General features: G+C 37.1%; 22 protein-coding genes and 1 pseudogene. 13 read left to right on the top strand and 10 right to left on the bottom strand.

Features of this window, described 5'->3' with window-relative positions; translation table 11 throughout:
• Positions 1-92 precede the first annotated feature (92 nt).
• The 3 genes from MMP60_RS07845 to MMP60_RS07835 all read right to left on the bottom strand — a co-directional run bounded on the left by MMP60_RS07845 (position 93) and on the right by MMP60_RS07835 (position 1,789).
• On the bottom strand, positions 93-314 hold the full coding sequence (locus tag MMP60_RS07845) for a hypothetical protein (RefSeq protein ID WP_241335738.1): 222 nt from the start codon (positions 312-314) through the stop codon (positions 93-95).
• Between the two features lie 92 nt (positions 315-406).
• Complete coding sequence (locus tag MMP60_RS07840; RefSeq protein ID WP_241335737.1) at positions 407-724, bottom strand: hypothetical protein; 318 nt, start codon at positions 722-724, stop codon at positions 407-409.
• A 39-nt stretch (positions 725-763) separates the two neighbouring features.
• On the bottom strand, positions 764-1,789 hold the full coding sequence (locus tag MMP60_RS07835; RefSeq protein WP_241335736.1) for a glyceraldehyde-3-phosphate dehydrogenase: 1,026 nt from the start codon (positions 1,787-1,789) through the stop codon (positions 764-766).
• Between the two features lie 180 nt (positions 1,790-1,969).
• Here MMP60_RS07835 and alaS point away from each other — a divergent pair, with 180 nt between their 5' ends.
• The 3 genes from alaS to csrA all read left to right on the top strand — a co-directional run bounded on the left by alaS (position 1,970) and on the right by csrA (position 6,511).
• Positions 1,970-4,660: an alanine--tRNA ligase gene (gene alaS / locus MMP60_RS07830; protein ID WP_241335735.1), complete on the top strand. Its 2,691-nt coding sequence runs from the start codon at positions 1,970-1,972 to the stop codon at positions 4,658-4,660.
• A 66-nt stretch (positions 4,661-4,726) separates the two neighbouring features.
• Complete coding sequence (locus tag MMP60_RS07825) at positions 4,727-6,007, top strand: aspartate kinase (protein ID WP_241335734.1); 1,281 nt, start codon at positions 4,727-4,729, stop codon at positions 6,005-6,007.
• A 240-nt stretch (positions 6,008-6,247) separates the two neighbouring features.
• Positions 6,248-6,511 carry a carbon storage regulator CsrA gene (gene csrA / locus MMP60_RS07820; protein WP_004661337.1) on the top strand — a complete coding sequence of 88 codons (264 nt, stop codon included), beginning with the start codon at positions 6,248-6,250 and terminating at the stop codon, positions 6,509-6,511.
• Positions 6,512-6,591: 80 nt separating this feature from the next.
• On the opposite strand, the gene rnhB is transcribed toward csrA, so the two are convergent.
• The 3 genes from rnhB to MMP60_RS07805 form a co-directional block, all read right to left on the bottom strand.
• Positions 6,592-7,158 carry a ribonuclease HII gene (gene rnhB / locus MMP60_RS07815; RefSeq protein WP_241335733.1) on the bottom strand — a complete coding sequence of 189 codons (567 nt, stop codon included), beginning with the start codon at positions 7,156-7,158 and terminating at the stop codon, positions 6,592-6,594.
• Between the two features lie 60 nt (positions 7,159-7,218).
• Positions 7,219-7,584: a hypothetical protein gene (locus MMP60_RS07810; protein WP_241335732.1), complete on the bottom strand. Its 366-nt coding sequence runs from the start codon at positions 7,582-7,584 to the stop codon at positions 7,219-7,221.
• A gap of 148 nt (positions 7,585-7,732) precedes the next feature.
• Positions 7,733-8,107 (bottom strand): hypothetical protein, encoded by a 375-nt coding sequence (locus MMP60_RS07805; protein WP_241335731.1) that lies wholly within the window; start codon positions 8,105-8,107, stop codon positions 7,733-7,735.
• A gap of 216 nt (positions 8,108-8,323) precedes the next feature.
• On the opposite strand from MMP60_RS07805, the gene MMP60_RS07800 reads away from it, so the two are divergent.
• Positions 8,324-8,878, top strand: coding sequence for a cytochrome b (locus MMP60_RS07800; protein ID WP_241335730.1), 555 nt, complete (start codon positions 8,324-8,326; stop codon positions 8,876-8,878).
• Positions 8,879-8,921: 43 nt separating this feature from the next.
• On the opposite strand, the gene MMP60_RS07795 is transcribed toward MMP60_RS07800, so the two are convergent.
• From MMP60_RS07795 to MMP60_RS07780, 4 genes are all read right to left on the bottom strand, one after another.
• A complete protein-coding gene (locus MMP60_RS07795) occupies positions 8,922-9,920 on the bottom strand; it encodes an adenosine deaminase (protein WP_241335729.1) in 999 nt (332 codons plus the stop codon).
• A gap of 82 nt (positions 9,921-10,002) precedes the next feature.
• Positions 10,003-11,322 carry an NCS2 family permease gene (locus tag MMP60_RS07790; RefSeq protein ID WP_241335728.1) on the bottom strand — a complete coding sequence of 440 codons (1,320 nt, stop codon included), beginning with the start codon at positions 11,320-11,322 and terminating at the stop codon, positions 10,003-10,005.
• Between the two features lie 330 nt (positions 11,323-11,652).
• The gene (locus tag MMP60_RS07785; protein ID WP_241335727.1) at positions 11,653-11,850 is read right to left on the bottom strand and encodes a hypothetical protein; all 198 of its coding nucleotides are present in this window, start codon (positions 11,848-11,850) and stop codon (positions 11,653-11,655) included.
• 335 nt (positions 11,851-12,185) lie between these two features.
• Positions 12,186-14,390, bottom strand: a complete 2,205-nt coding sequence (locus tag MMP60_RS07780; RefSeq protein WP_241335726.1) for a TonB-dependent siderophore receptor — start codon at positions 14,388-14,390, stop codon at positions 12,186-12,188.
• Between the two features lie 776 nt (positions 14,391-15,166).
• On the opposite strand from MMP60_RS07780, the pseudogene MMP60_RS07775 reads away from it, so the two are divergent.
• The 9 genes and pseudogenes from MMP60_RS07775 to MMP60_RS07735 form a co-directional block, all read left to right on the top strand.
• Positions 15,167-15,318 (top strand): annotated as a pseudogene (locus tag MMP60_RS07775) (IS3 family transposase); the annotation flags it as partial.
• A 337-nt stretch (positions 15,319-15,655) separates the two neighbouring features.
• On the top strand, positions 15,656-16,069 hold the full coding sequence (gspG, locus tag MMP60_RS07770; protein WP_241335725.1) for a type II secretion system major pseudopilin GspG: 414 nt from the start codon (positions 15,656-15,658) through the stop codon (positions 16,067-16,069).
• On the top strand, positions 16,070-17,119 hold the full coding sequence (locus MMP60_RS07765) for a type II secretion system F family protein (protein ID WP_241335724.1): 1,050 nt from the start codon (positions 16,070-16,072) through the stop codon (positions 17,117-17,119). It begins immediately after the preceding gene.
• A complete protein-coding gene (locus MMP60_RS07760) occupies positions 17,116-18,693 on the top strand; it encodes a GspE/PulE family protein (RefSeq protein ID WP_241335723.1) in 1,578 nt (525 codons plus the stop codon). The genes MMP60_RS07765 and MMP60_RS07760 overlap by 4 nt, the downstream gene beginning before the upstream one ends.
• Entirely contained in the window at positions 18,677-19,246 is a 570-nt protein-coding gene (locus MMP60_RS07755) for a hypothetical protein (protein WP_241335722.1), read from the top strand. Before MMP60_RS07760 ends, MMP60_RS07755 begins: the two co-directional genes overlap by 17 nt.
• An 89-nt stretch (positions 19,247-19,335) precedes the next feature.
• Complete coding sequence (locus MMP60_RS07750; protein ID WP_241335721.1) at positions 19,336-19,719, top strand: hypothetical protein; 384 nt, start codon at positions 19,336-19,338, stop codon at positions 19,717-19,719.
• Entirely contained in the window at positions 19,716-20,198 is a 483-nt protein-coding gene (locus MMP60_RS07745; RefSeq protein WP_241335720.1) for a hypothetical protein, read from the top strand. The genes MMP60_RS07750 and MMP60_RS07745 overlap by 4 nt, the downstream gene beginning before the upstream one ends.
• Positions 20,195-20,689: a hypothetical protein gene (locus MMP60_RS07740; RefSeq protein ID WP_241335719.1), complete on the top strand. Its 495-nt coding sequence runs from the start codon at positions 20,195-20,197 to the stop codon at positions 20,687-20,689. Before MMP60_RS07745 ends, MMP60_RS07740 begins: the two co-directional genes overlap by 4 nt.
• On the top strand, positions 20,690-22,492 hold the full coding sequence (locus MMP60_RS07735; protein WP_241335718.1) for a secretin and TonB N-terminal domain-containing protein: 1,803 nt from the start codon (positions 20,690-20,692) through the stop codon (positions 22,490-22,492).
• Positions 22,493-22,494 lie beyond the last annotated feature (2 nt).

The raw sequence follows: 22,494 nt of genomic DNA, 5'->3' as shown, positions 1-22,494 counted from the left end.
TATCGAAACAGAAGAAAACGATTTGGTTTAAGGATGAATTTAATTGCTGGGCTGATTAACTGGATGAGTCAAAATTAACTTTCGCAAGAGATCTAGTCAATCCCACCACCTTGAATTGAATATTTAGTAATTTCAAAAAAGTCTGAGATAATATTTAATGAAACATTTGGACGCTGATAATAAACTTGATATAAAGCATCTTCTTGTTGACTATCGTTACTCGTTTGATCTGAACCACCGCCTCCACATGCAGTTAAAATAAAACCAGATGCTAGAAATAAAAAAATGGTTTTTGTTTTAAAGTTAAATTCCATAATGATTCATTAATATTAAATTTTTAATATCATGGATAATATCAAATTTTATTTAAACATACAGCATAGAATGAGATTTCGAATCACTTATATTACAGGTTTCTGCTCCCACCCTTCACCACGATTTCCAACACATTCACTAACTCAGCATTTTGTTTCTCCAATGCTGCAATATTTGCCACCGTTCTATCTAAAACTTCTTGTTGTACATGCATCTTCTTTGCTAAATCTTGCATAATTTCCAAACTCTTTTTTAGATGCAACTCTAGATGTACAACTTTTCCCTCAAGTTGTAAAACGTGTGTATCTTGGTTTGGTACTACTGTTGACGTTTTAAACTGAAACCAGAATAAAAAAGCAACAGCCACCAATAAAACAATCAGGAAACCCCAAATCAACATCAATGTCATAATTTTATCCTCAAATTTTATTTCTAATATATGATCTATTTAACGACAAAATGATTCACACAAATCGAGTAAACGATTCGCATATCCCCATTCATTATCATACCACGCAAACACTTTGGCTTGATGACCCACCACCATGGTTTGAGTTAAATCAACGATTAAAGAATATGGTGAATGATTAAAATCACTTGAAACCAAATCCTCATCGGTCACTTGCATAATCTGCGCATAATCAAGTTGTGCAGCTTTGCTCAATACCTGATTAATTTTATGCACCGTAATGGCTGAATGCGAGACAAAACTCAAATCAATTGCTGCGACATTAATGGTTGGAACACGAATAGAATAACCATCAATTCGACCTTCCATTTTTGGCATGACTTGTTTTAATGCCCCTAATGCACTCGAAGTTGTTGGAATAATATTTTGTCCTGAAGCACGGGCACGACGTAAATCTCGGTGTGCATGATCTAAAACGGATTGATCTGCTGTGACTGCATGAATTTCTGTCATTAAAGCGGTATCAATCCTGAAAGCATCATCAATAATTTTCACCAATGGCACCAAAGCCTGTGTGGTACAGGACACACTGGAAATAATCTGGTCCGTGGCTTTGACTTCGGCATGATTGACACCATAGACAATTGCAGCATCGACCGAATCAAAAGGTGCAGCCCCAATAATCACGCGCTTTGCCCCTGCTTCGACATGCCGAGTTGCATCAGCACGTGAACGGAATAGACCTGTACATTCCAACACCACATCTATTTTTAAATCTGCCCAAAGGAGTAATTCAGGTTGAGCCTGTTTAAATACCTGTAATTTTAATTGTCGTTGATGGGACTGAATATTTAAAAATATCTGTTCATTTTCAATCTGAATTTCAACTTGACCTGCAAAACGTCCATGCGTGGTATCGTATTTAAACAGATGTACCAAAGTCTGCACATCGGCAATGTCGTTGATAGCAACGATATCAAATTGAAATTGTTTTGGACTCTCAAACCACGCACGTAATACATTTCGACCAATTCGACCAAATCCATTGATAGCGATACGTTGCATGCAGAGCCCTTTCATCAAAACATCATCTTTTCTATGCTATATGGTAAAACATGAACAGCGCTATTGAATATAGATTTTTAGCTTAAACACAGTTTTATATGATATTGCTTGTAAAATCGTTGGTTGGGATCATATTTTCCGTTATAATTTAGCACTTTTAAAAATTATGGACGCTTGGTTGTGAGTACTCGTTTTATGACATCCGCTGAAATCCGTGAAGCATTTTTGCGTTACTTTGAATCGCAAGGGCATACACGTGTTGCTTCGAGTTCTCTCGTTCCTGCCAACGACCCAACTTTACTGTTTACCAATGCTGGTATGAACCAGTTTAAAGATTGTTTCTTAGGTTTAGAAAAGCGTGATTATGTTCGTGCTGTTTCATCTCAAAAATGTGTCCGAGCAGGCGGCAAACACAATGACCTCGACAATGTAGGTTATACCGCACGTCATCACACTTTCTTTGAAATGTTAGGTAACTTTTCTTTCGGTGATTATTTTAAAGAAAATGCACTGAAATTTGCTTGGGAATTTTTAACCAGCGAACAATGGTTAGGCTTACCGAAAGATCGTTTATATGTCACGGTTTATCATACCGATGATGAAGCATTTGATATCTGGAACAAAGAAATCGGAATCGATGCTGAACGTATCATTCGTATTGGCGATAACAAAGGCGGAAAATACGCATCTGATAATTTCTGGGCAATGGGTGATACAGGTCCTTGTGGTCCGTGTTCTGAAATTTTCTATGATCATGGTGATCATATCTGGGGTGGCTTACCAGGCTCACCTGAGGAAGATGGCGACCGTTTCATCGAAATCTGGAACAACGTTTTCATGCAGTTTAACCGTACTGCGGATGGTGTAATGCACCCTCTTCCAGCACCTTCTGTAGATACAGGTATGGGCTTGGAGCGTATTTCTGCAGTTCTGCAACATGTCAATTCGAACTACGAAATTGACCTGTTCCAGCATTTATTAAAAGCAGCAGCTGAAATCATTGGTTTGGATACCACTGCCATTGAAGCTGAAGCGAAAGCTCAAAATAAACCAGTTGAATACCCAGCTTCTTTAAAAGTGATTGCAGATCATGCACGTTCATGCTCATTCTTGATTGCTGACGGTGTTAACCCATCAAATGAAGGTCGTGGTTATGTGTTGCGTCGTATCATTCGTCGTGCAGTGCGTCACGGCAACAAATTGGGTGCGACTGGTTCATTCTTCTACAAGATGTTGCAACCGCTAATTGAAGTCATGGGTGAAGCATATCCTGAACTTGCAGCACAACAGGCACGCATTGAAGCGCAACTGCTGAAAGAAGAAGAGCAATTTGCGAAAACACTTGAACAAGGCTTGAAATTACTTGAAGGTGAATTGGCTCAGCTAAAAGGCAATGTGATTGCTGGTGAAACTGTATTTAAACTTTACGATACTTACGGCTTCCCGACTGACTTAACTGCTGATATCGCGCGTGAACGTGATCTTACAATTGACGAAGCTGGCTTCGAAGTTGAAATGGCTGCACAACGTCAACGTGCACGTGATGCTGGTAAATTCGCAGTTGACTATAACAGCATTGTTAAAGTTGAAGGCGAAACTCAATTTGATGGTTATGATGCAACTCAAGGTCAAGGTCAAATTGTTGCGATCTATAAAGATGGCGTTCAAGTTGATGAAATTAATGAAGGTGATGAAGCCCTTATCGTTTTGAACCAAACCCCTTTCTATGCTGAAAGCGGTGGTCAAATTGGTGACACAGGTATCTTCAAAAATGATACTGGTATTTTCGAAGTTCAAGATACCAAAAAATCTGGTGGTGCTTTTGTACACCAAGGTATCGTGACGATGGGTAGCCTCAAAGCAACTCAAAACGTTGAAGCAACCGTTAAAGCGGATATTCGTGCTGCAACAGCGCGCAACCACTCTGCGACTCACCTATTACATGCTGCGTTACGCCAAATATTAGGTGATCACGTTCAGCAAAAAGGTTCTTTGGTTGCAAGCGATATTTTACGTTTTGACTTTGCCAATGACCAACCTGTTTCATTTGAACAATTGCAACAGATTGAACGTTTAGTCAACGCCGAAGTGATTGCCAACACTCCTGTAACGACTGAACTGCTCGATATTGAATCAGCTAAAACGAAAGGCGCAATGATGCTTTTCGGTGAAAAGTATGGCGAAGAAGTTCGCGTATTGTCTATGGGTTCAGTCATTGAAGAAAAGAACTTCTCGATCGAACTGTGTGGCGGCATTCACGTTAAGCGCACGGGTGATATTGGTTTATTCAAAATCACTTCTGAAGGTGGCGTGGCTGCGGGCGTTCGCCGTATTGAAGCCGTGACAGGTACGAAGGCACTTGAAACAGTTCAAAAAACCGAAAGTGACATTCAAACCATCAACGGTTTATTGAAAGCGCAAAAAGACCAAACTGTAGAAAAAGTCGAAGCGATTGTTGAAACAGCATCTAGCTTGCAAAAACAAATCGAACAATTGAATCAAAAATTGGCAAACTTCCAAGCAGTTGCGCTACTTGATCAAGTGAAAGAAATTGCAGGTCGTCAAACTTTAATTACATCAGTACAAGGTTTAGATGCCAAATCATTACGCAATCTACATGACAGCGTAAAATCAAAATTGGAAGATGCAGTCATTATTTTAGCTGGTGTTGAAGGCGATAAAGTGAGTTTAATCGCGTCCGTCGCTAAACAATATGCTGCACATCTAAAAGCAGGTGACATCATCAAACACTTAGCTCAAGAGTTGGGTGGTAAAGGTGGTGGTAAACCTGACTTAGCACAAGGTGGCGCGCCACTTAACGAGAAGTTTGATCAAGTGATCGCAGCATTGCCTGCTTGGCTTGAGCAATAATAAAAACTTCACTTTTGTGTAACTGACCCTGATGCCTCTCAGGGTCATGGCTTATATGGAACAACTATGGCATTAATCGTTCAAAAATATGGCGGTACCTCTATGGGTACTCCTGAGCGCATTTTAAATGTTGCTCGTCGTGTCAAGCGTTGGCATGATCATGGTCATAAAGTGGTCGTGGTCGTATCTGCAATGAGTGGTGAAACTAACCGCCTACTTTCGCTTGCTAAAGCCATTACTAGCACCCCTAACCCACGTGAACTTGATCAAATGGTGTCAACGGGTGAACAAGTAACGATTTCCATGTTAGCTATGGCACTGAATTCAATTGGTGTAGAAGCTAGATCATATACTGGACGTCAAGTTGGGATTAAAACTGACAGCGCGTTTACCAAAGCGCGTATCGAATCAATTGATACAGATGTAATGACCAATGATTTAGATGCAGGTCGTGTCATTGTTGTCGCTGGTTTCCAAGGTTTTGATGCTGAAGGTAATATCACAACATTAGGTCGTGGTGGTTCAGATACATCTGGCGTAGCACTTGCTGCTGCATTAAAAGCAGATGAATGCCAAATTTATACCGATGTGGATGGCGTTTATACCACTGATCCACGTGTTGCGCCTAAAGCGAAAAAAGTTGACCGTATCTCTTTTGAAGAAATGCTTGAAATGGCATCTTTAGGTTCAAAAGTTTTACAAATTCGTTCTGTTGAATTCGCAGGTAAATATCAAGTACCTCTACGTGTATTATCAAGCTTTGATAATGACGATGATGGCGCATTTGATGAAGATTTCAAACAAAACGTAGGCACACTAATTACGACTGAGGCAGAAGACGATATGGAACAACCAATTATTGCAGGTATTGCATTTAACCGTGACGAAGCAAAACTCACTATTTTGGGTGTTCCTGATGAACCAGGTATTGCCTCTAAAATCTTGTCACCAATCAGCGATGCCAACATTGAAGTGGATATGATTATCCAAAATGTTGAAGAAGATGGTACAACTGATTTTACTTTTACGGTAAATCGTAATGACCTAGCAAAAGCAAAAGCAATTTTAGACCACACAGCAAGCAGCATTGAAGGCTGTGAAGTTGTAACACGTGATGACATCGTAAAAGTATCTATCGTTGGTGTAGGTATGCGCTCACATGCTGGCGTAGCAAGCAAAATGTTTACGGCTCTTGCTGATGAAAGCATTAACATCCTCATGATCTCAACTTCAGAAATCAAAATTTCTGTAATCATTGAAGAAAACTACCTAGAGCTTGCTGTACGTTGCTTGCATACCGCTTTTGGTTTAGACCGTGAACATGGCGAAAGCAGCGCACGTGCTTAATTAATAACAAACTAAACATATTTACTTTCATGTAAATAGTAAAAAATACAGAGCCACTATAGTTTTTATTACAGTGGCTCTGTTATATTAAGTTGTGAGGTTTTTCAGAAGAACTTGGCAGAACTTACGAAAAAATGCTGTTTTTTACATATTTCTGTTAAAATTTTCTGTATATTAAGGCTGTGCTTTCAAACAATGAATTCCCTGTCGCAAGTTTAAGCGTTTAGCAAGGAGATAAACATGCTGATTCTGACCCGTCGTGTCGGAGAAACATTAATGATTGGGGATCAAGTCAGTGTTACTGTGCTTGGCGTAAAAGGTAATCAGGTGCGTATTGGGGTTAATGCTCCAAAAGAAGTTTCTGTGCATCGTGAGGAAATTTACCAACGTATCCAACATGAACGTGCCATGCATGAGCATTTACAACATCTTGATCAAGATTATCAACTTTCTTTTGAAGAAGATAATAACGATTTCACCCGACATAATAACTTCAATCGTTAATGTACAGAATTCTTCTCCAATAATTAAAGCGACTAATCATTAGTCGCTTTAATTATTTAGGGGGCAAGCTTTTCTAACAACTATAAGCCCAGTGCTTTCTTTACTGGTGCATAGCTACGGCGATGTTGATCAATTACGCCATGCGCAGCAATTGCTTCAAAATGAGCTTTTGTTGGATAGCCTTTATGCTTAGCAAAACCATAATTTGGGTATTGTTGATCAAGTTCATACATCTGATGATCACGGGTAACTTTAGCCAAAATACTTGCTGCACTAATCTCAGCATGGCTCGCATCTCCACCGACAATTGCTTCACAGGAAATTTCTATTCCTTTCGGAATTTGATTGCCATCCACAATCACTTTTTCAGGCTGAATCTTTAAGTTTTCTACTGCACGGCGCATTGCCAAAAATGTCGCTTGTAAAATATTAAACTCATCAATTTCAGTATGTGTCGCTTCTGCAATCGACCAAGCCAGTGCTTTTTCTTGTATTTCTAGAAAAAGTTTTTCACGTTTTTTTTCAGTCAATTTTTTAGAGTCATTCAGACCTTCAATTGGATTATTGGGATCTAAAATCACTGCGGCAGCCACCACTGAACCAATTAAGGGACCTCGCCCTGCCTCATCTACACCAGCAACAAACATTATACTACTCACAAAAAATTAGCCGCGTATCGCAGCTAATCAAAACTTATTCAAACTCTACTATTTTAGCACTTCTGATACACAAGCATTCATGGTTTTTGCAACAGCAACACTTGTTAACGTCGTTCTTGCTTTCGAATCAACTGCTGCTAAAGCAAGCTCAGAGGGTGATAATACTGTAGGTGCATTTTTACCAACACATTTACAAATCTGCGACTTCTTTTGTTGTTTCTGATCATGACTCATTAACTTTGCTGCAATTTTCCATGCTGCAAAATCATCAAGATCATGTTTACATTTTGTTTGGGCAGCAATTTGAATGGCTGAATTTACGATATGGGAACTATGTTGCTCAGCATTTTGCGCTACACATAATGATGAGGTAAAAGCCAAAGCTAAAGCAATCAAAAATTTATGGTTATACATGCACTCACCTTATTGTATTATTTATAACGAGTTTTAAATCTTATTCTACATTTCAGATAAAATAATTAAAGTTTACAAAATAAACATAACGTTGTTGCGATCAATTGAAATAAGACCAATGTAATCACCAGTCTTATCTCTAAACTCATTATTTTCTCAATACTTCTGCGACACAGGCATTTACTGTTTCAGAAACAACTTGATTCACAATCGTTGCACGTGCCGTAGGGTCAATCGCGGCTGTTGCCAATTCAATCGTCGTTACACTATTTGGTGCTTTTTCACTGACGCAGCCACATACATTTGTCTGAATGTTTTCACGTTGCTCAGATGTCATTAAACGAGTTGCTGTTTTCCATGCGGGTAATGTATGTATTTCATTAATACATTTCGCATTCACTGCAATTTTTAATGCCGTCACCCCCAACTGCTGAGATGTTGTTGCAGCGGTATTATTGGTATTAGGTGCAACACATCCATTTAAAGCAAATAGCATAGGCACAATAAATAATAATTTTTTCACGAATTCAAACCTGTATCCAAAATTTTGGCAGACGTATTGTGCCTAAAGCGCTGCTTGAAAGAAATGACTGTGTAGATTCTTTACATAATATAACAATGACGCTGCATTCCACTTACTGTTCCAAGCATAAAACGCTCTGTTACATATACACTGTATATGAAGAAAAATGAGCTATTTAAAATTGAAAGACTCATATCTCACCGCTAGGATGTTGCGATGTCAACCTCAGCACAATATTACACACGCACAGCGCAAATTTTACACTGGCTGATGGCGGCTATTTTTATCACCGCTTGGCTGATCGGCTTTTATAGTGGTAATTTTCTCAGCTATGACGTTGATGGAAGCTTTAAAGGGAATGTTATTACACTACATAAAAATATAGCGACCACCATTATCTTTCTGGTTGTGATTCGAATTTTTTGGCGTTATACCCACCCTGCACCACAGTTACCTGACACAATGTCTCCGACCATGAAAATAGTGGCACATGTTGGGCATTTCTTATTATATCTCATGCTACTTGCACTACCAATTACAGGCTGTTTATTTAGTTGGAGTGCTGGACACCCTGCCCCTGTTTTATATTTATTTGAAATTCCACGCTTAGTGCAAGACAATCCTGATCTTCTTGAAATCGTGAAACCCTTGCATATCTATTTATCGTGGTTTGCAGGTCTACTCATTGCTGGACACGCTTTAGCTGCAATTAAACACCATGTTATTGACAAAGATAATGTCTTATTGAGTATGTTGCGCCAACCTAAATAAACCCTGACACATAAAAAAACCGCTTAAAGCGGTTTTTTTTGATTTAGATCTTTCTTACTTCTGCAATCCATTTCTGTTTTTCATTATCAGAAATAAAGGATGCCTCAAAAGAGTGTATTGCCAGTTGCTTTAACTCATCATTCGACAAATCTAGAGCCTGCTGAATTGCAATAAAGTTATCATTCATATACCCACCGAAATATGAAGGATCATCTGAATTCACCGTAACATGCACACCCTTTTGTAATAAACGGCGGATGTTATGCTCGCCCATGTCATTCACAACACAAAGCTTTAAATTACTTAAAGGGCAAACCGTTAATGGCATTTTTTCTGCGATTAAACGCGCCATTAACTGCTCATCTTCTTCTGAGCGAACACCATGATCAATACGGTTTACTTTGAGTACATCTAAAGCTTCCCAAATATATGCTGGTGGGCCTTCTTCACCTGCATGTGCAACGATCAAGAAACCTACTTCACGCGCTTTGGCAAAAACACGTTCAAATTTCGAAGGAGGATGCCCTACCTCACTCGAATCTAAACCAATTGCAATAATGTCATCTTTAAATGGCAAAGCTTGCTCAAGTGTTTCAAATGCTTTTTCTTCACTTAAATGACGTAAGAAGCACATAATCAATTGAGAACTAATCCCTAATTTTTCTTGAGCATCTTTACAAGCACGCTTTAAACCTGCCAGTACCGTTGCAAATGCAACCCCACGCTCAGTATGTGTTTGTGGATCAAAGAACATCTCAGTATGTACAACTCGATCTTCAGCACATTTTTCAAAATATGCCCAAGCCAAATCATAGAAATCTTGTTCATACACCAGTACATTCGCACCAGCATAATAAATATCTAAAAAAGATTGAAGATTATGAAAGTTATACGCTTGCTTCACTTCTTCAACCGATTGATAAGGAATCTGAATCTGATTACGCTGTGCAATTGCAAACATCAGTTCTGGTTCAAAAGTCCCTTCAATATGCACATGCAATTCGGCTTTGGGTAAAGCACGAATCAGCTCGATTTGATTCATATTAACTCCACGTCTAAAGAAAAAAGGGTGTTGCCTAATTCGGTACACCCTTTAGAGGTTTTATCACTAATTTTTAAATGGCTTAGCCACCAAATGCAATAAATTTAAATACCCACAGTGCTGCAATAATCCAAACCATATAAGGAACGGTCTTTGCCTTGCCTGTAAATAACTTAACCAATGCATAACTGATAAAGCCCATTGCAATACCATCTGCAATTGAATACGTAAATGGCATAAATACAATCGTTAAGAATGCTGGGACTGCTTCTGTAATATCATCCCAATCAATATGTGTGATTCCTTGAATCATCAACACACCGATGAACAACAACGCAGGGGCTGTCGCAAAACTTGGAACAGATTGCGCTAATGGTGCTAAGAATAAACAACCGATAAATAACAATGCAACGACAACGGCAGTCAAACCAGTACGACCACCCGCAGCAACACCTGATGCAGATTCAATATACGGTGTTGTTGAAGACGTACCTAATGCTGCACCTGCAACAATCGCAGTTGAATCAGCAAATAAAGCTTTCTTCAAGCGCGGTAATTTACCATCTTGTAGCAATCCTGCACGGTGTGATACACCCACCAAAGTACCCGTACTATCAAATAAATCGACAATAAAGAAGACGAAAATCACACCAACCATACTTGCAGTAAATAAACCTTCAAAGTCCATTTGCATAAAGGTTGGTGCAATCGATGGAATCTGTCCAACAACACCTTTAAATTCATTTAAGCCTAAAGCCGTTGCGATTGCTGTAACTGCGAGAATACTAATAATGATCGCACCACGAACTTTTAACTGGTGTAAAACCACAATCATTAAAAAGCCAAATAAAGCCAGTAAAACCGTAGGTTGCTTGATATTTCCCAGACCAACTAAAGTCGCTGGATTATCAACAATAATTCCTGCATTTTTGAGTGCAATCAAGGCAAGAAATAAACCAATACCGCCACCAATCGCAAACTTAAGTGACATCGGAATTGCATTCACAATCGCTTCACGGATTTTAAAGAAGCTTATTGCTAAGAAAACTAAACCTGAAACAAAAACAGCCGCAAGTGCAGTTTGCCAAGGCACTCCCATCCCTAAACAGACAGAATAGGTAAAATAAGCATTTAAGCCCATACCTGGTGCAAGTGCGATAGGATAGTTCGCAACAATCCCCATAACCAAACACCCGATAGCAGCAGCTAAACAGGTCGCAACAAACACAGCACCATGATCCATTCCTGTTTCGGAAAGAATAAGTGGATTTACAATAATGATGTAACACATGGTCAAAAATGTGGTTACACCTGCTAAAACTTCTGTTCTAAAGTTGGTTTTGTTCTCACTTAATTTAAATAAGCGTTCTAGAACACCAACCGAAGCATTAGGCGTTGTCATAACATAGCACCTGTTAAAATCTGAGATCTTAGGACTTGAAATTTGTACTCTTGCATTTCAATCTTTTTTGAATGTGTGAAATGCCAGACAAGACAACAAAGCAATCTACATGCCAGTTAAACCCTTGTAATAGCAACAAGATATACAAATTTGATCCGCTATCAAAATGTAAAAAGCCGCATGAGAAGATGCAGCTTTTTATTTAATGGTAAATATTTTAACAGATTCTACACAAAACTTGATGGCTACAAGATAAAAAAAGCCCGATTGTGAAACGTTCAATAATTTTTACGGATCAGCCTAGAACACCAACCCATTGAACATCAGCAACTATTGCTTTTGCTTATATGAAGACAAATTTGTACGCTTTGTATAGTTAGGATTATGTTGAATGGTATTCAAACTATGTTCTGCATCATTCACAATTTTCATGAGTTCCTGACGCTTTTTATTCTGCGCGTCAACATAAGCTGCATAGCCTAAAATGAAAACTGAGCAGATAATAAGCAGTGTAAGTAATACTTTCATTCTATTATTATCTCTATGATACGATCTTTTTAGATACTAACAAAAACCAATAAAAACGAGAAAAAATTAACATTTAATAATCACAAACGAGTTGCAAGTATCAATTATATGATTATTTTCATATTAATTTTGTATATTTTTTAGACAAACAAATATAGAAATATTAAAGTTTATAAAACAATTGTATTTTATATAATTCAATAAGATACAAACTGATTATAATTCAAAACAAACTAAACGGTCAAATTTTATGCAAATGTATTTGCTCATTAGACCTAAAACAGCATCCTTACCTATGCAAAGATGCTGAATATCAACACACGGATTACATATATTTAGAATTGATAATTCAAACGAACCAAGAAATTACGTGGCGTTCCAGGCATCGACTCTGAACGCCAATATTCTTTATTGGTTAGGTTATTCACTGCAATCGTAACATTCCACGGGTCAGTACTATAGCCAATCGCAGCATCCAACCGTGTGAAACCATCAAAATTGGTTGGGTCTCTATCTAGGTTACCATTTGGATAAATTTTGGCATCACCGACATAAGTTGCTCCGACTTCACCATAAATTTTATCGGTTGGAAGATAACGAACAAACAGATTACCTGTATGATGAGGTGTGTTGTTTAATTCTTTCCCAATATTTTGTGGCTTATTGTCTTTTGTTACCTCGGTATCCATATAACCATATCCGCCACGCACGAATAGATTATCCAAAGCACGCCCAATAAAGCTAAACTCAATCCCCTTAGACTGGTGCTGCCCACCAACCACCCATTCTTCAGGTCGATTCACTGAGTCAGGTTGGTAGCGAATATTATTTTTACGAATATCATAGACCGAGAGCTGCGTATTTAAACGATTATCTAACCAATCACTTTTTACACCCACTTCATATTGTTCGTTGTATTGTGGTTTAGCATCAAATGCATCTACATCTGTATTTGCAGAAACAACATTGACACCAACACGCCCACCAAATGGCGCAAAGCTCTTACTATAAGAAGCATAAAAACTTTGACTTGCTATCGGCTGCCAAATGAAACCTACATTTGGACTAAAGCTCTCACCATCGATACTACGGTGATAATCTAAAGCGTCACTTGTCTTGAGACGATTGGTTGTTTCAGATTGAAAATAGTCATAACGACCACCCAACATGATTTTAAAATAATCATTGAAACTTATTAAGTCCTGAACAAATAGACCATAAGCTTCATTCTGATTGTAATTATGAGTTCTAATACTTAAATCACCTGTCCCTCTAGAACTGGTTCGATCTCCTGTTAACGGGTTCACATAGCCATATATGGCAGAACCATTTTTATTTTGGTTTGCTAAAAGTGGTTCTCGTTGCTCGTATGTCCAGTCAGCACCAACCAATACGTTGTGTTTGAGACTGCCTGTATCAAATTCGCCACGAATATCGAAAGTATTACTGGTGGTTTTGTTATTGGTTTGCTGCCAATAATAAATTTGTGAAATTTCACCAACATGCCCCTTACATGAACCCGCATTTGCAATCACGGTATTTTCAGTAGTACAAAGCCCACCTAAATAGAAATGATCAAAGTTTTGCTCAGCTTCTCGATAACTCACGGCCCAATGGAAATTCCAGTTTGGTGCAAATTCATAATTCAAATCAGAACGTGCAATTTGTAAAACATCATTTACATAGTCGCCCTCTTGTGCGAAACCTGTTTTGATGGAAGTACCTTGAGGAAGGGCAGAAAATGATGGACCACGATCAGGCACTCGATGTAACTTATCGTAGGTATATTGCATTGTCCAAGTGAGACCTTCATCATTTTTATAGGTAAAGCTTGGCGACAACATTTCAATTTTATTTTCAATTCCTGAACGAAAACTATCTGATTCGCCATACTCTCCTGTCAAACGTAATGCGAGGTTATCCGTTACAACTTGATTCAAATCAACAGTCGTACCATAGTTATCGTACGAACCCGTATAAATACCAACTGAACTTTTAGAGTCAAAGTTGGCAAATTTACTGACCATATTGATAACACCCCCACCCGAACTGCGCCCATAAAGCACAGAAGATGGTCCTTTTAAAATCTCAATCCGTTCAATATTTGCAGTGCTACGGCGCACTTGGCCACTTTCACGAATACCATCACGATAGATATCGCCAGTATCTGCATTAAATCCCCGAAGATTAATACCATCTCCACGCATATCATAACTTGTTGATACACCAGGTGTTCCCTGCAACATGACACTTAAATCATTTGCACCATAGATTTTATATTTTTGAACATCAATGGTATCAATGGTTTGAGGAATATCTTTTTTCTTTAGCCCATTCCGAGTCACGCTGGCTTGATCATAATCAATGTAACTTTTGATTGGATCAAGCTCACTCATCGCTTCAATTTTAATGGTTGGCATGACTGCCGTTTGTGTATTGGGTTCATTTGCAACAGCATACTGTGCTTGAATGAGCATGATGCTCAATAAACTGAGTTTAAAAATTGGCTTATGGTAAGCATTAAAACGCAGAGATTTCATAAAATTTCCAAAAAAATTCAGACAAACTTAAAAAATATAACAAACGGTACAATTTTAATAAAAATAATTCTCATTTTCATCATATTTTACATATGGTAATTATTTTCATATTTTTACTATTCAATCAAAATTAAAAAAATACATTCAAGCGATTGTAATATATATAAAATATTTTATATGAGACGATTTAATCTAAAGAGGATAAATTGACCTTCAACGATCAAAAGCTGAAAAGTAGTATTCCTTCTGCTCAGCTTTATTGATTTTTGGGTCACCGTGGAGGCTCTGCTTATCTTGCTTTATCGAGTTTTTATGAAAATCTAAGTTGTTGCTTGTTGATCTATTGAACGAACCACTTTAATCCTTACTGAAAGACTGAATTATTTGTTATCCTTTCAAGCTGCTCATTTTCCAATATTGATAAGGAATGATGACTAGTTCAAACAAAAACAACCTACACTTTTGTTCTGGTTTAGGCTGTATTTAGTTAAACTTCTTCCAACACTCTCGGATATTCTGTTTATGTTAAACACTATTAAATACATTGAAAATAAAGGGCTTAACAACAATGAATGATAATAATAGCATAGCAGATCTTTCAAACCACACCCCAATGATGCAGAAATACCTTTACATTGATTTATAAAACAATTTTTCACTAACTTCTAAAAACCTATACAACAACCTACACTTTTTCAAAATCATTAAAACAGCCTACACCGCAACCTACCCACCATTTTTTATGCCCATCAAATAAGCAATCAGATTGAATAATGTTGATTCATCATCACAGTTATAGAATAAAGGACCAAGCTAAAGCAGCAGGTATTACAAATTATATAGAGCTATTTTATAATCAAGGAAGAATTCAGAAAAGTCTAAGACACTAAATCAAATGGCAGAGGACTTTTACAAGCCGACTGCATAGAATCTCCCAAGCGGAAGTCTCCTGCAATTTCAGCACACATCATCATCCATAAGCTACTTAATTCAGATGATGTTAGAACAATATATTTATGTGAAATACACCTTAAGGAACTCAGAAATTGATAGCCGATTGAGCTAGATTCTCTACTTTTATCAACCCAAATAGATGCTACGACTATTTCAGGAATTTATATACCAACTCAAATTTAGCTATACTAAACAAAAAATATAAATTATTAAGTAAAATTAATTATAAATTTAAATAATTCCTAATAGTATTTATTCTTCTGTAACTTTTTGCTACCATTTGAATCATATGCTTTAAATACATGAAAAATATGAGAAAGAATAATTCTGGGTTTACACTTTTAGAGCTATTAATTGTTGTTGTGATTATCGGACTCTTGGCGGGGATTGTTGGCCCAAAGCTATTTAAAAACATTAACAAATCCGAGGTAACAACAGCTAAAGCCCAAGTTGATACTTTTATTAAAGCTTTAGATAACTTTAGAATCGACACAGGTCGTTACCCAACAACTGAAGAAGGTTTAGCTGCTTTATTAAAGACGCCTAATAATTTACAGGGTTGGAATGGACCTTATTTAAAGAAAAATATTCCTGCTGATCCTTGGGGAACTCAATATCAATATTCTGCACCTGGTCAACATAATGATGACTATGATGTTTTTTCATTTGGTAAAGATAAAAAGTTAGGTGGTGAAAACGACAATACCGATATTGGTAACTGGTAAATGAACAGCAGTGATGTCTTTAAAAAACTGACTTATAAACCCCATTTCAACCTCACTGTTTTTCTATACGAATTCAAAACTTTATTAGAGTCTGGATTAAGTATCGTAGAAGTTATAGATGTGTTGTTGGAAAGAGGGCAAATTTACCATGATGTTCTACAACCCATTTATGCTCATCTAAGAGCAGGTAAAACGCTTTCTCAAAGTATGTCTTATCAATCAGCTTACTTTCCTGACTTGTGTATTGCGATTATTAAGTCTAATGAAAAGACAGGAAGTTTAGTCATTGGAATAGAACGCTATTTAGCTTATACAGAAAATCTAGACAAGATCAAAACTAAGCTCATCAATTCATCTATCTACCCTCTTACGGTGTTAGTCATTGGCGTCATTATATTTTTATTTTTGCTCCTATATTTGATTCCAAAGTTTTCTCTTATCTATAGTGATTTAGATTTAAAACTTCCTTTTTTTTCTAATTTATTGATCCAGTCTGGTTCTTATATTTCTCAATATAGAGCCTATCTTATTGCTTTTATTGTTTTTATATTTATAACCACATTCTATTATAGAAAAAGTATTCTTCATATCAGTCTAACAAACTTGATCAAAATCAAGGTTTTTTCTTACTATTATAATATAGTTATTTTTACCAGATTTTATCGAGGCTTAAGCCTCATGCTTGAGGGTGGCTATCCCCTTATCTATGCATTACAAAATTGTAAAGACATCCTTGACCAAAACCAAAGAAATAAAATTCAGTTTATTGAACAAGGTTTGAAACAAGGCGAAAAATTTAGCGATTTATTAGAAAAACATAAGCTCACGACCCCAATCGCTAATCGTCTCATTAAAAGTGGGGAAACGAATGGCAATATCAGTAGAATGCTTGAAAAAACTGCTGACTTTCATGATGCCGAAATTTCTAGATTTATTGAAAAACTATCCAAAGTCATTGAACCACTTTTAATGATTGTGATTGGAAGTGGCATTGGCTTTATTGTCATCCTCCTCTACCTCCCGATCTTCGATATGGTGGGTTCATTATGAATAATCAAATACACTTAAACACACTTAAAGAAAAAGCATTAAATCATGAAAATTGGTTAGAAAAGATTGCAGCGGATCAATTCTCTGAACTGATTTCTTATTTAGAAACCTTATATAGAATCCCTTATTGGCATTCTGAAAGTAAACTTGAGGCTTCTGATCATTTAATCAGTTATCAAGAGATGTTCAGATATAACATTCTTCTTGCTAAACATCATGATCAGCATGTGTTTATTCTTCCCTCTCCTTGGCATTTTAATCTGTCTTCACTTTTAAAAGGAGAAGTTCAGAATACTCAAATTTATTTCTCAAACCCTGAGTTGATCAAGCAGCATTTACAGCAAATACAAAGCTTTTCCAACAATCAGATCGATCAAGAGCATACTCATCAAGGGGATATCGCAAATAGCGAACTTATTGAGGTCATTTCACTCAATAGTATTGCCAATGCAACCAATGAAGTGATTCAAACAGTGGATGCTGCGCTATATGATGCTTATATAAAAAAAGCCAGCGATATTCATTTTGAAAATATTTCAGGTGGGTTAATTATTCGATATCGACTTGATGGCATTCTGATTAAGGTTAAACAAATCTATCAAACCGAACTTGCTCAACAGATCGTTTCAAGAATTAAAGTTCTCGCAGAACTTGATATTGGTGAGCGCCGTGTACCACAAGATGGTCGTTTTACCATTAACTTAGAACACAAATTATTAGACTTCCGTGTCTCAATTATCCCAGGGATTTTTGGTGAAGATGCTGTTCTACGAATTTTAGATAAAGATGGCATCTTAAAACAGGGACAAAAACTTCAGTTATCTGACTTGGGATATAATCAACAATATCGAGAAAAATTGCATCAAATTGCCAGCCAACCCTATGGCATGGTGCTGATGACAGGTCCAACAGGATCAGGTAAAACCACAACCGTATACGCACTAATTAATGAAACACTCAAACCTTATGAAAAATTAATCACCATTGAAGACCCTGTTGAATATGCATTGGATAATGTATTACAGGTGCCAATCAATGCTAAAAAAGGCTTAACTTTTGCCAAGGGCTTGCGCTCAATCCTACGTCACGATCCAGATAAAATTCTTGTCGGTGAAATTCGAGATAAAGAAACTGGTGAAATTGCCATACAGGCAGCATTGACGGGACATCTCGTTTTTACCACTGTTCATGCCAATAATGTATTTGATGTGGTTGGACGATTCCAACATATGGAAATTGACCAGTTTAATTTTGTTAGCGCATTGAATGGCATTATTGCACAGCGTTTAATCCGTCTACTTTGTTCAAATTGTAAAGTACAAGAGCAAAACCGTTATATCGCCTCAGGTTGTAAGGAATGTAATCACACTGGTTATAAAGGTCGAAAAGCGATTGCAGAGATTCTGATACTGGATGATGCCCTTAAAGACATGATTATCCATCGAGCATCCTTAGCAGAAATGAAGCAAAAAGCTTTGGAATATGGCATTAGTTCCATGCGCGAGCAAGCATTGGACATGGTCGCAAATGGTGAAACTTCATTGGAGGAGGTCAACCGTGTTACCTTTAAATAAATCCAAACCTCGATATTATATTACCCAACAACAACTCTATCTCATTACTGAAACTCAGCTTGAGCCTTTAGGGCAACTTTCAGAACTCTTTTCGAGTAGTGAATTGGCTGAACCTAGCTTTGTTTTTTTAAGTGCTGACTGTTATGAAATTTTTATCAACTCGGCAGAACAAAGCTACGATCCAGCGCAGTTCAAAAAGCAAAACCAAAGTCATTTTTTACAGCATTTCCCTCACCTTGATATTGAAAATTATCAGCTTTTCTTTGATCAACCTCAGTTTAATCAACCTTATTTAGGTATTGCTATTGAAAAACAATGGTTGGAAGCACTGAAACAATATCTAGATAAGCGTAAATTTTTCAATACGAATATTCAGCCGCTGGCGACTTATCTTTTTAGAAATGACTTAACGCAAGAACAAGCTTTTTCCTGCTTAGAACCCTCAGCAGAGACCATATTTATTAAAGTGAATCATGTACTTGATATGATTCTTTGTAAGCCTAGAGCAGAGATAACAACATTGTCTTTCCAAACATGGATGGGCATAAAATGAGTTTTACCATTTATGACCATAAGCGTTTCAAGCATCCGATCAGATATTGCCTGTTATTTGTATTGTTAATAATCGCTGTATTGATATTCATGAGCATATGGGAAAAACAACAACAATTTACGGCCCAAGAAGAAAGCCTACTCACCTTGCAAATGCAATTAGAAAAACTGAATAAGCAGGCTAAACAAACATCCAAAGCTTTGGTATCAAGTCATCCTACAGACATTTTGCAAATTATTGATCAGTTGAATCAATATCCTAGAGAAACAATTCTATTAAAAAAATTAGAATATAAAAAAAGCCTGAATCAGTTTGAAATTTCAGGGCAAGCAAGTTCCATTGAAGATTTAGGTTTGTTTAATGCATTTTTATTAAAAAACCAACAGGTTCAAAAAGTTGAAATACTTTCAACCTCAGCATTGCCTGAAAGTAAGACCTATAAAGTTGAGTTTTCATTAAAGGGTACACTATGAATCATCAAAAATTTAAATGGGTCATGTACCAATCTATTGATCGACTCACCAAAATTGATCTCATGATTGCCTTTTTCTGTCTATTTTCAATCTTCAGTTACCTTTTGGTATTGCCCCAATATGAGCAAAATCTGAATACAATCGTGTATGAAAATAGTGAATTACAACGTGAAGTGAAAAGAAGTATTAAACAACAAGATATACAACATGTCTCCAGCAAAACACTAGCAGGTACAGCTCTGATCGAGATTTCTAAATCTTATCAATATGCGAATGTTCAAGTTCTAGATGCAAAATACGATCCACAGAATCAACAAGTTCAGTTACAGCTACAGGGTGAAATTAGTAAGTTACTTGAAACGACCCGTAATTTAAAACAGTACCAAAATATCCAATTGTTAAGTCTAAGTCTTGTACAAGATGATTTAAAGAAACAGCCCAATCTAAATGTCGTTTGGCAAGTGCAGGAACAGCAATGATCAGACAGTTTCTTTTGATTTCCGCATTAACAATTACACTCGCTTTGACAGCTGCGACATGGTTAATGCCCACACCTTATCAAAGCATAGCGCCGACAGAAGCTGATTCTTCTAAAATATCATCAGAATTTCATTCTCTAAAATTGCAGCAGGAAGCATATCAACAGCATGAAATATTTAAACAATTTCTAGTGATCGATGATGTACCCCAAAAAACGATTCCCCCTGTAATGACACCAATTACTAAACCAATTAAAACTGCGCCAGTGATTCAAGCGGCTCCACCTGTGACTCCACCTAATTTCCAATATATTGGTCAAATGGTTGACCCAGATGGCGTCAAAAAGATTTTTCTGTCTAGTGATGAGGAAACCTATGTGGTTAAAGCAGGTGATGTACTCGGCAATCGTTGGAAAATCAACGCAATTCAAAATGACCAAATCACGATTCTTGATTTGACCAACCAACAATTTTTTGTACTTTATATTTAAATGATGATGAAAAAATATTATTTATGCGCAACGTTGTTCTGGGGAACAGTCATTTACTCTTCTGTTGCACTTGCAAACGAAGATCTAGCCTCTTCACAACCATCATTACTGGATAAAAAGATTTCTCTTAATTTTAGAGAAGCCAATGTCAGACAAGTGATGGATGTCGTATCTCAAACTGCAGGGATTAACTTTATCTTTGACAGTGATGTTGGGAAAGATCTCAAAACTACAATTTACGCCAGTAATGCAAAAATCTCAGAAACCCTCGATCTGATTCTAAAAACCAATAAACTTCGCTATAAAGTTGTAAATCAAAATACTTATTTGATTTTTAACGATACCGCAGATAAAACCCAGCAATACGAAGACCTACAAATCAAAACCTTTGTTTTAAAAGCGGGCGATCCTAAAAAAACACAAGACGTTTTAAAAACGATTTTAAATCCTAAATTTATCTACATTGATGATAAAAATCGACTGATTACTTTACGTGACCGTCCTGAAATTTTACAAGCCGCAGAAAAGTTGATTCAAGTCTATGACCAACCTGATCCAGAAGTGGTTTTAGAAGTTAAAGTTTTTGAAGTCAGTAATGAGATTCTAAATAATTTAGGTATTGCGATTCCAAGCAAAGTTTCTTTATCACCCATAGGTATATCAGCTCAATCATCAAGTGTCGTTTTAAATGATTTACTTAATCTATCTAAAGACCGTATGACTGTAGGGGGTGTTTCTCCTCTTGTTACCTTAAATCTGCAAGATACTAATGGTCGAGTTAATCTACTTGCCCGCCCCTCGCTACGTGTTAAGAATTTAGAGAAAGCTAAAATTGTGGTGGGTGATAAAGTACCTGTGATTACGTCAACCATGAATCAGGTCTCTAGCTCAGTAACTGAGTCGGTGAGCTATTTAGATGTCGGATTAACCCTAGAAGTTCAACCTGAAATTCAGGTGAATGATGAAGTTGGGATTAAAGTTTCTTTAGAGGTTAGCAATATTGTCAAAGAAATTCGAACCAATACAGGTTTATTGACCTATCAAATTGGTACGCGAAATGCGAATACGGTTCTGCAACTTAAAGATGGTGAAACTGAAGTTTTAGCAGGTTTAATTCGCGAACAGGAACGTAAGAGTTCAACCAATATTCCATTCTTAGGTAGACTACCTGTCTTGGGGCCTCTATTTTCAAGCCGATCCAAAGACAAAAGTCGCTCAGAAATCCTGTTATCAATTACTCCCAAAATTATTCGTCGTAATACCGAACGTTTAAACTATACCAATGCCTTTGATTCTGGTACACAAAACTATATTAGTTTAAACAACAATCAAAACTCCTTAGCCCAATTCAAAGGTGAAATCTCAGGTTCATCCTCAGATAATCCTCCGCCATCAGCTTACATCCCTGTACCACCACCTCAGCCTGTGGCACAACCCCAAAGCACTTCAGAGAATATTATTAACCTCAATGTACCTGAGCAGATTATCAGTACTGACCCATTAAATGTATTGGTAGAAGCTCAATCTATTGCCAAAGGCTCAAAAGTATTGATCAAGTTTGATCGTCACGCCTTTAATCTATCTGATGTTCGACTAATGACAAAAGCCAGTCAGTCTGTGACCTACAATACCACTTTAGAAGGCATTGAAATTGTGGTGAATGATGATCTCAAGCAACAGTCTCTCGCTTTATTAATTTTACAACCGCTACCAGGTTATAAGGGCAAAGGGGAAATTACCTTAGCCAGTTCACATGATCAATTTGGTCATCGAACTGATCGCAAGACAGTGGAAGTAAAATAATC

The organism is Acinetobacter sp. ANC 4805, assembly GCF_022549495.1.
Classification (GTDB): Bacteria; Pseudomonadota; Gammaproteobacteria; order Pseudomonadales; family Moraxellaceae; genus Acinetobacter.
Note: the sequence above shows the minus strand (reverse complement) of the source record. Positions and strands in the feature narration are given on the sequence as shown.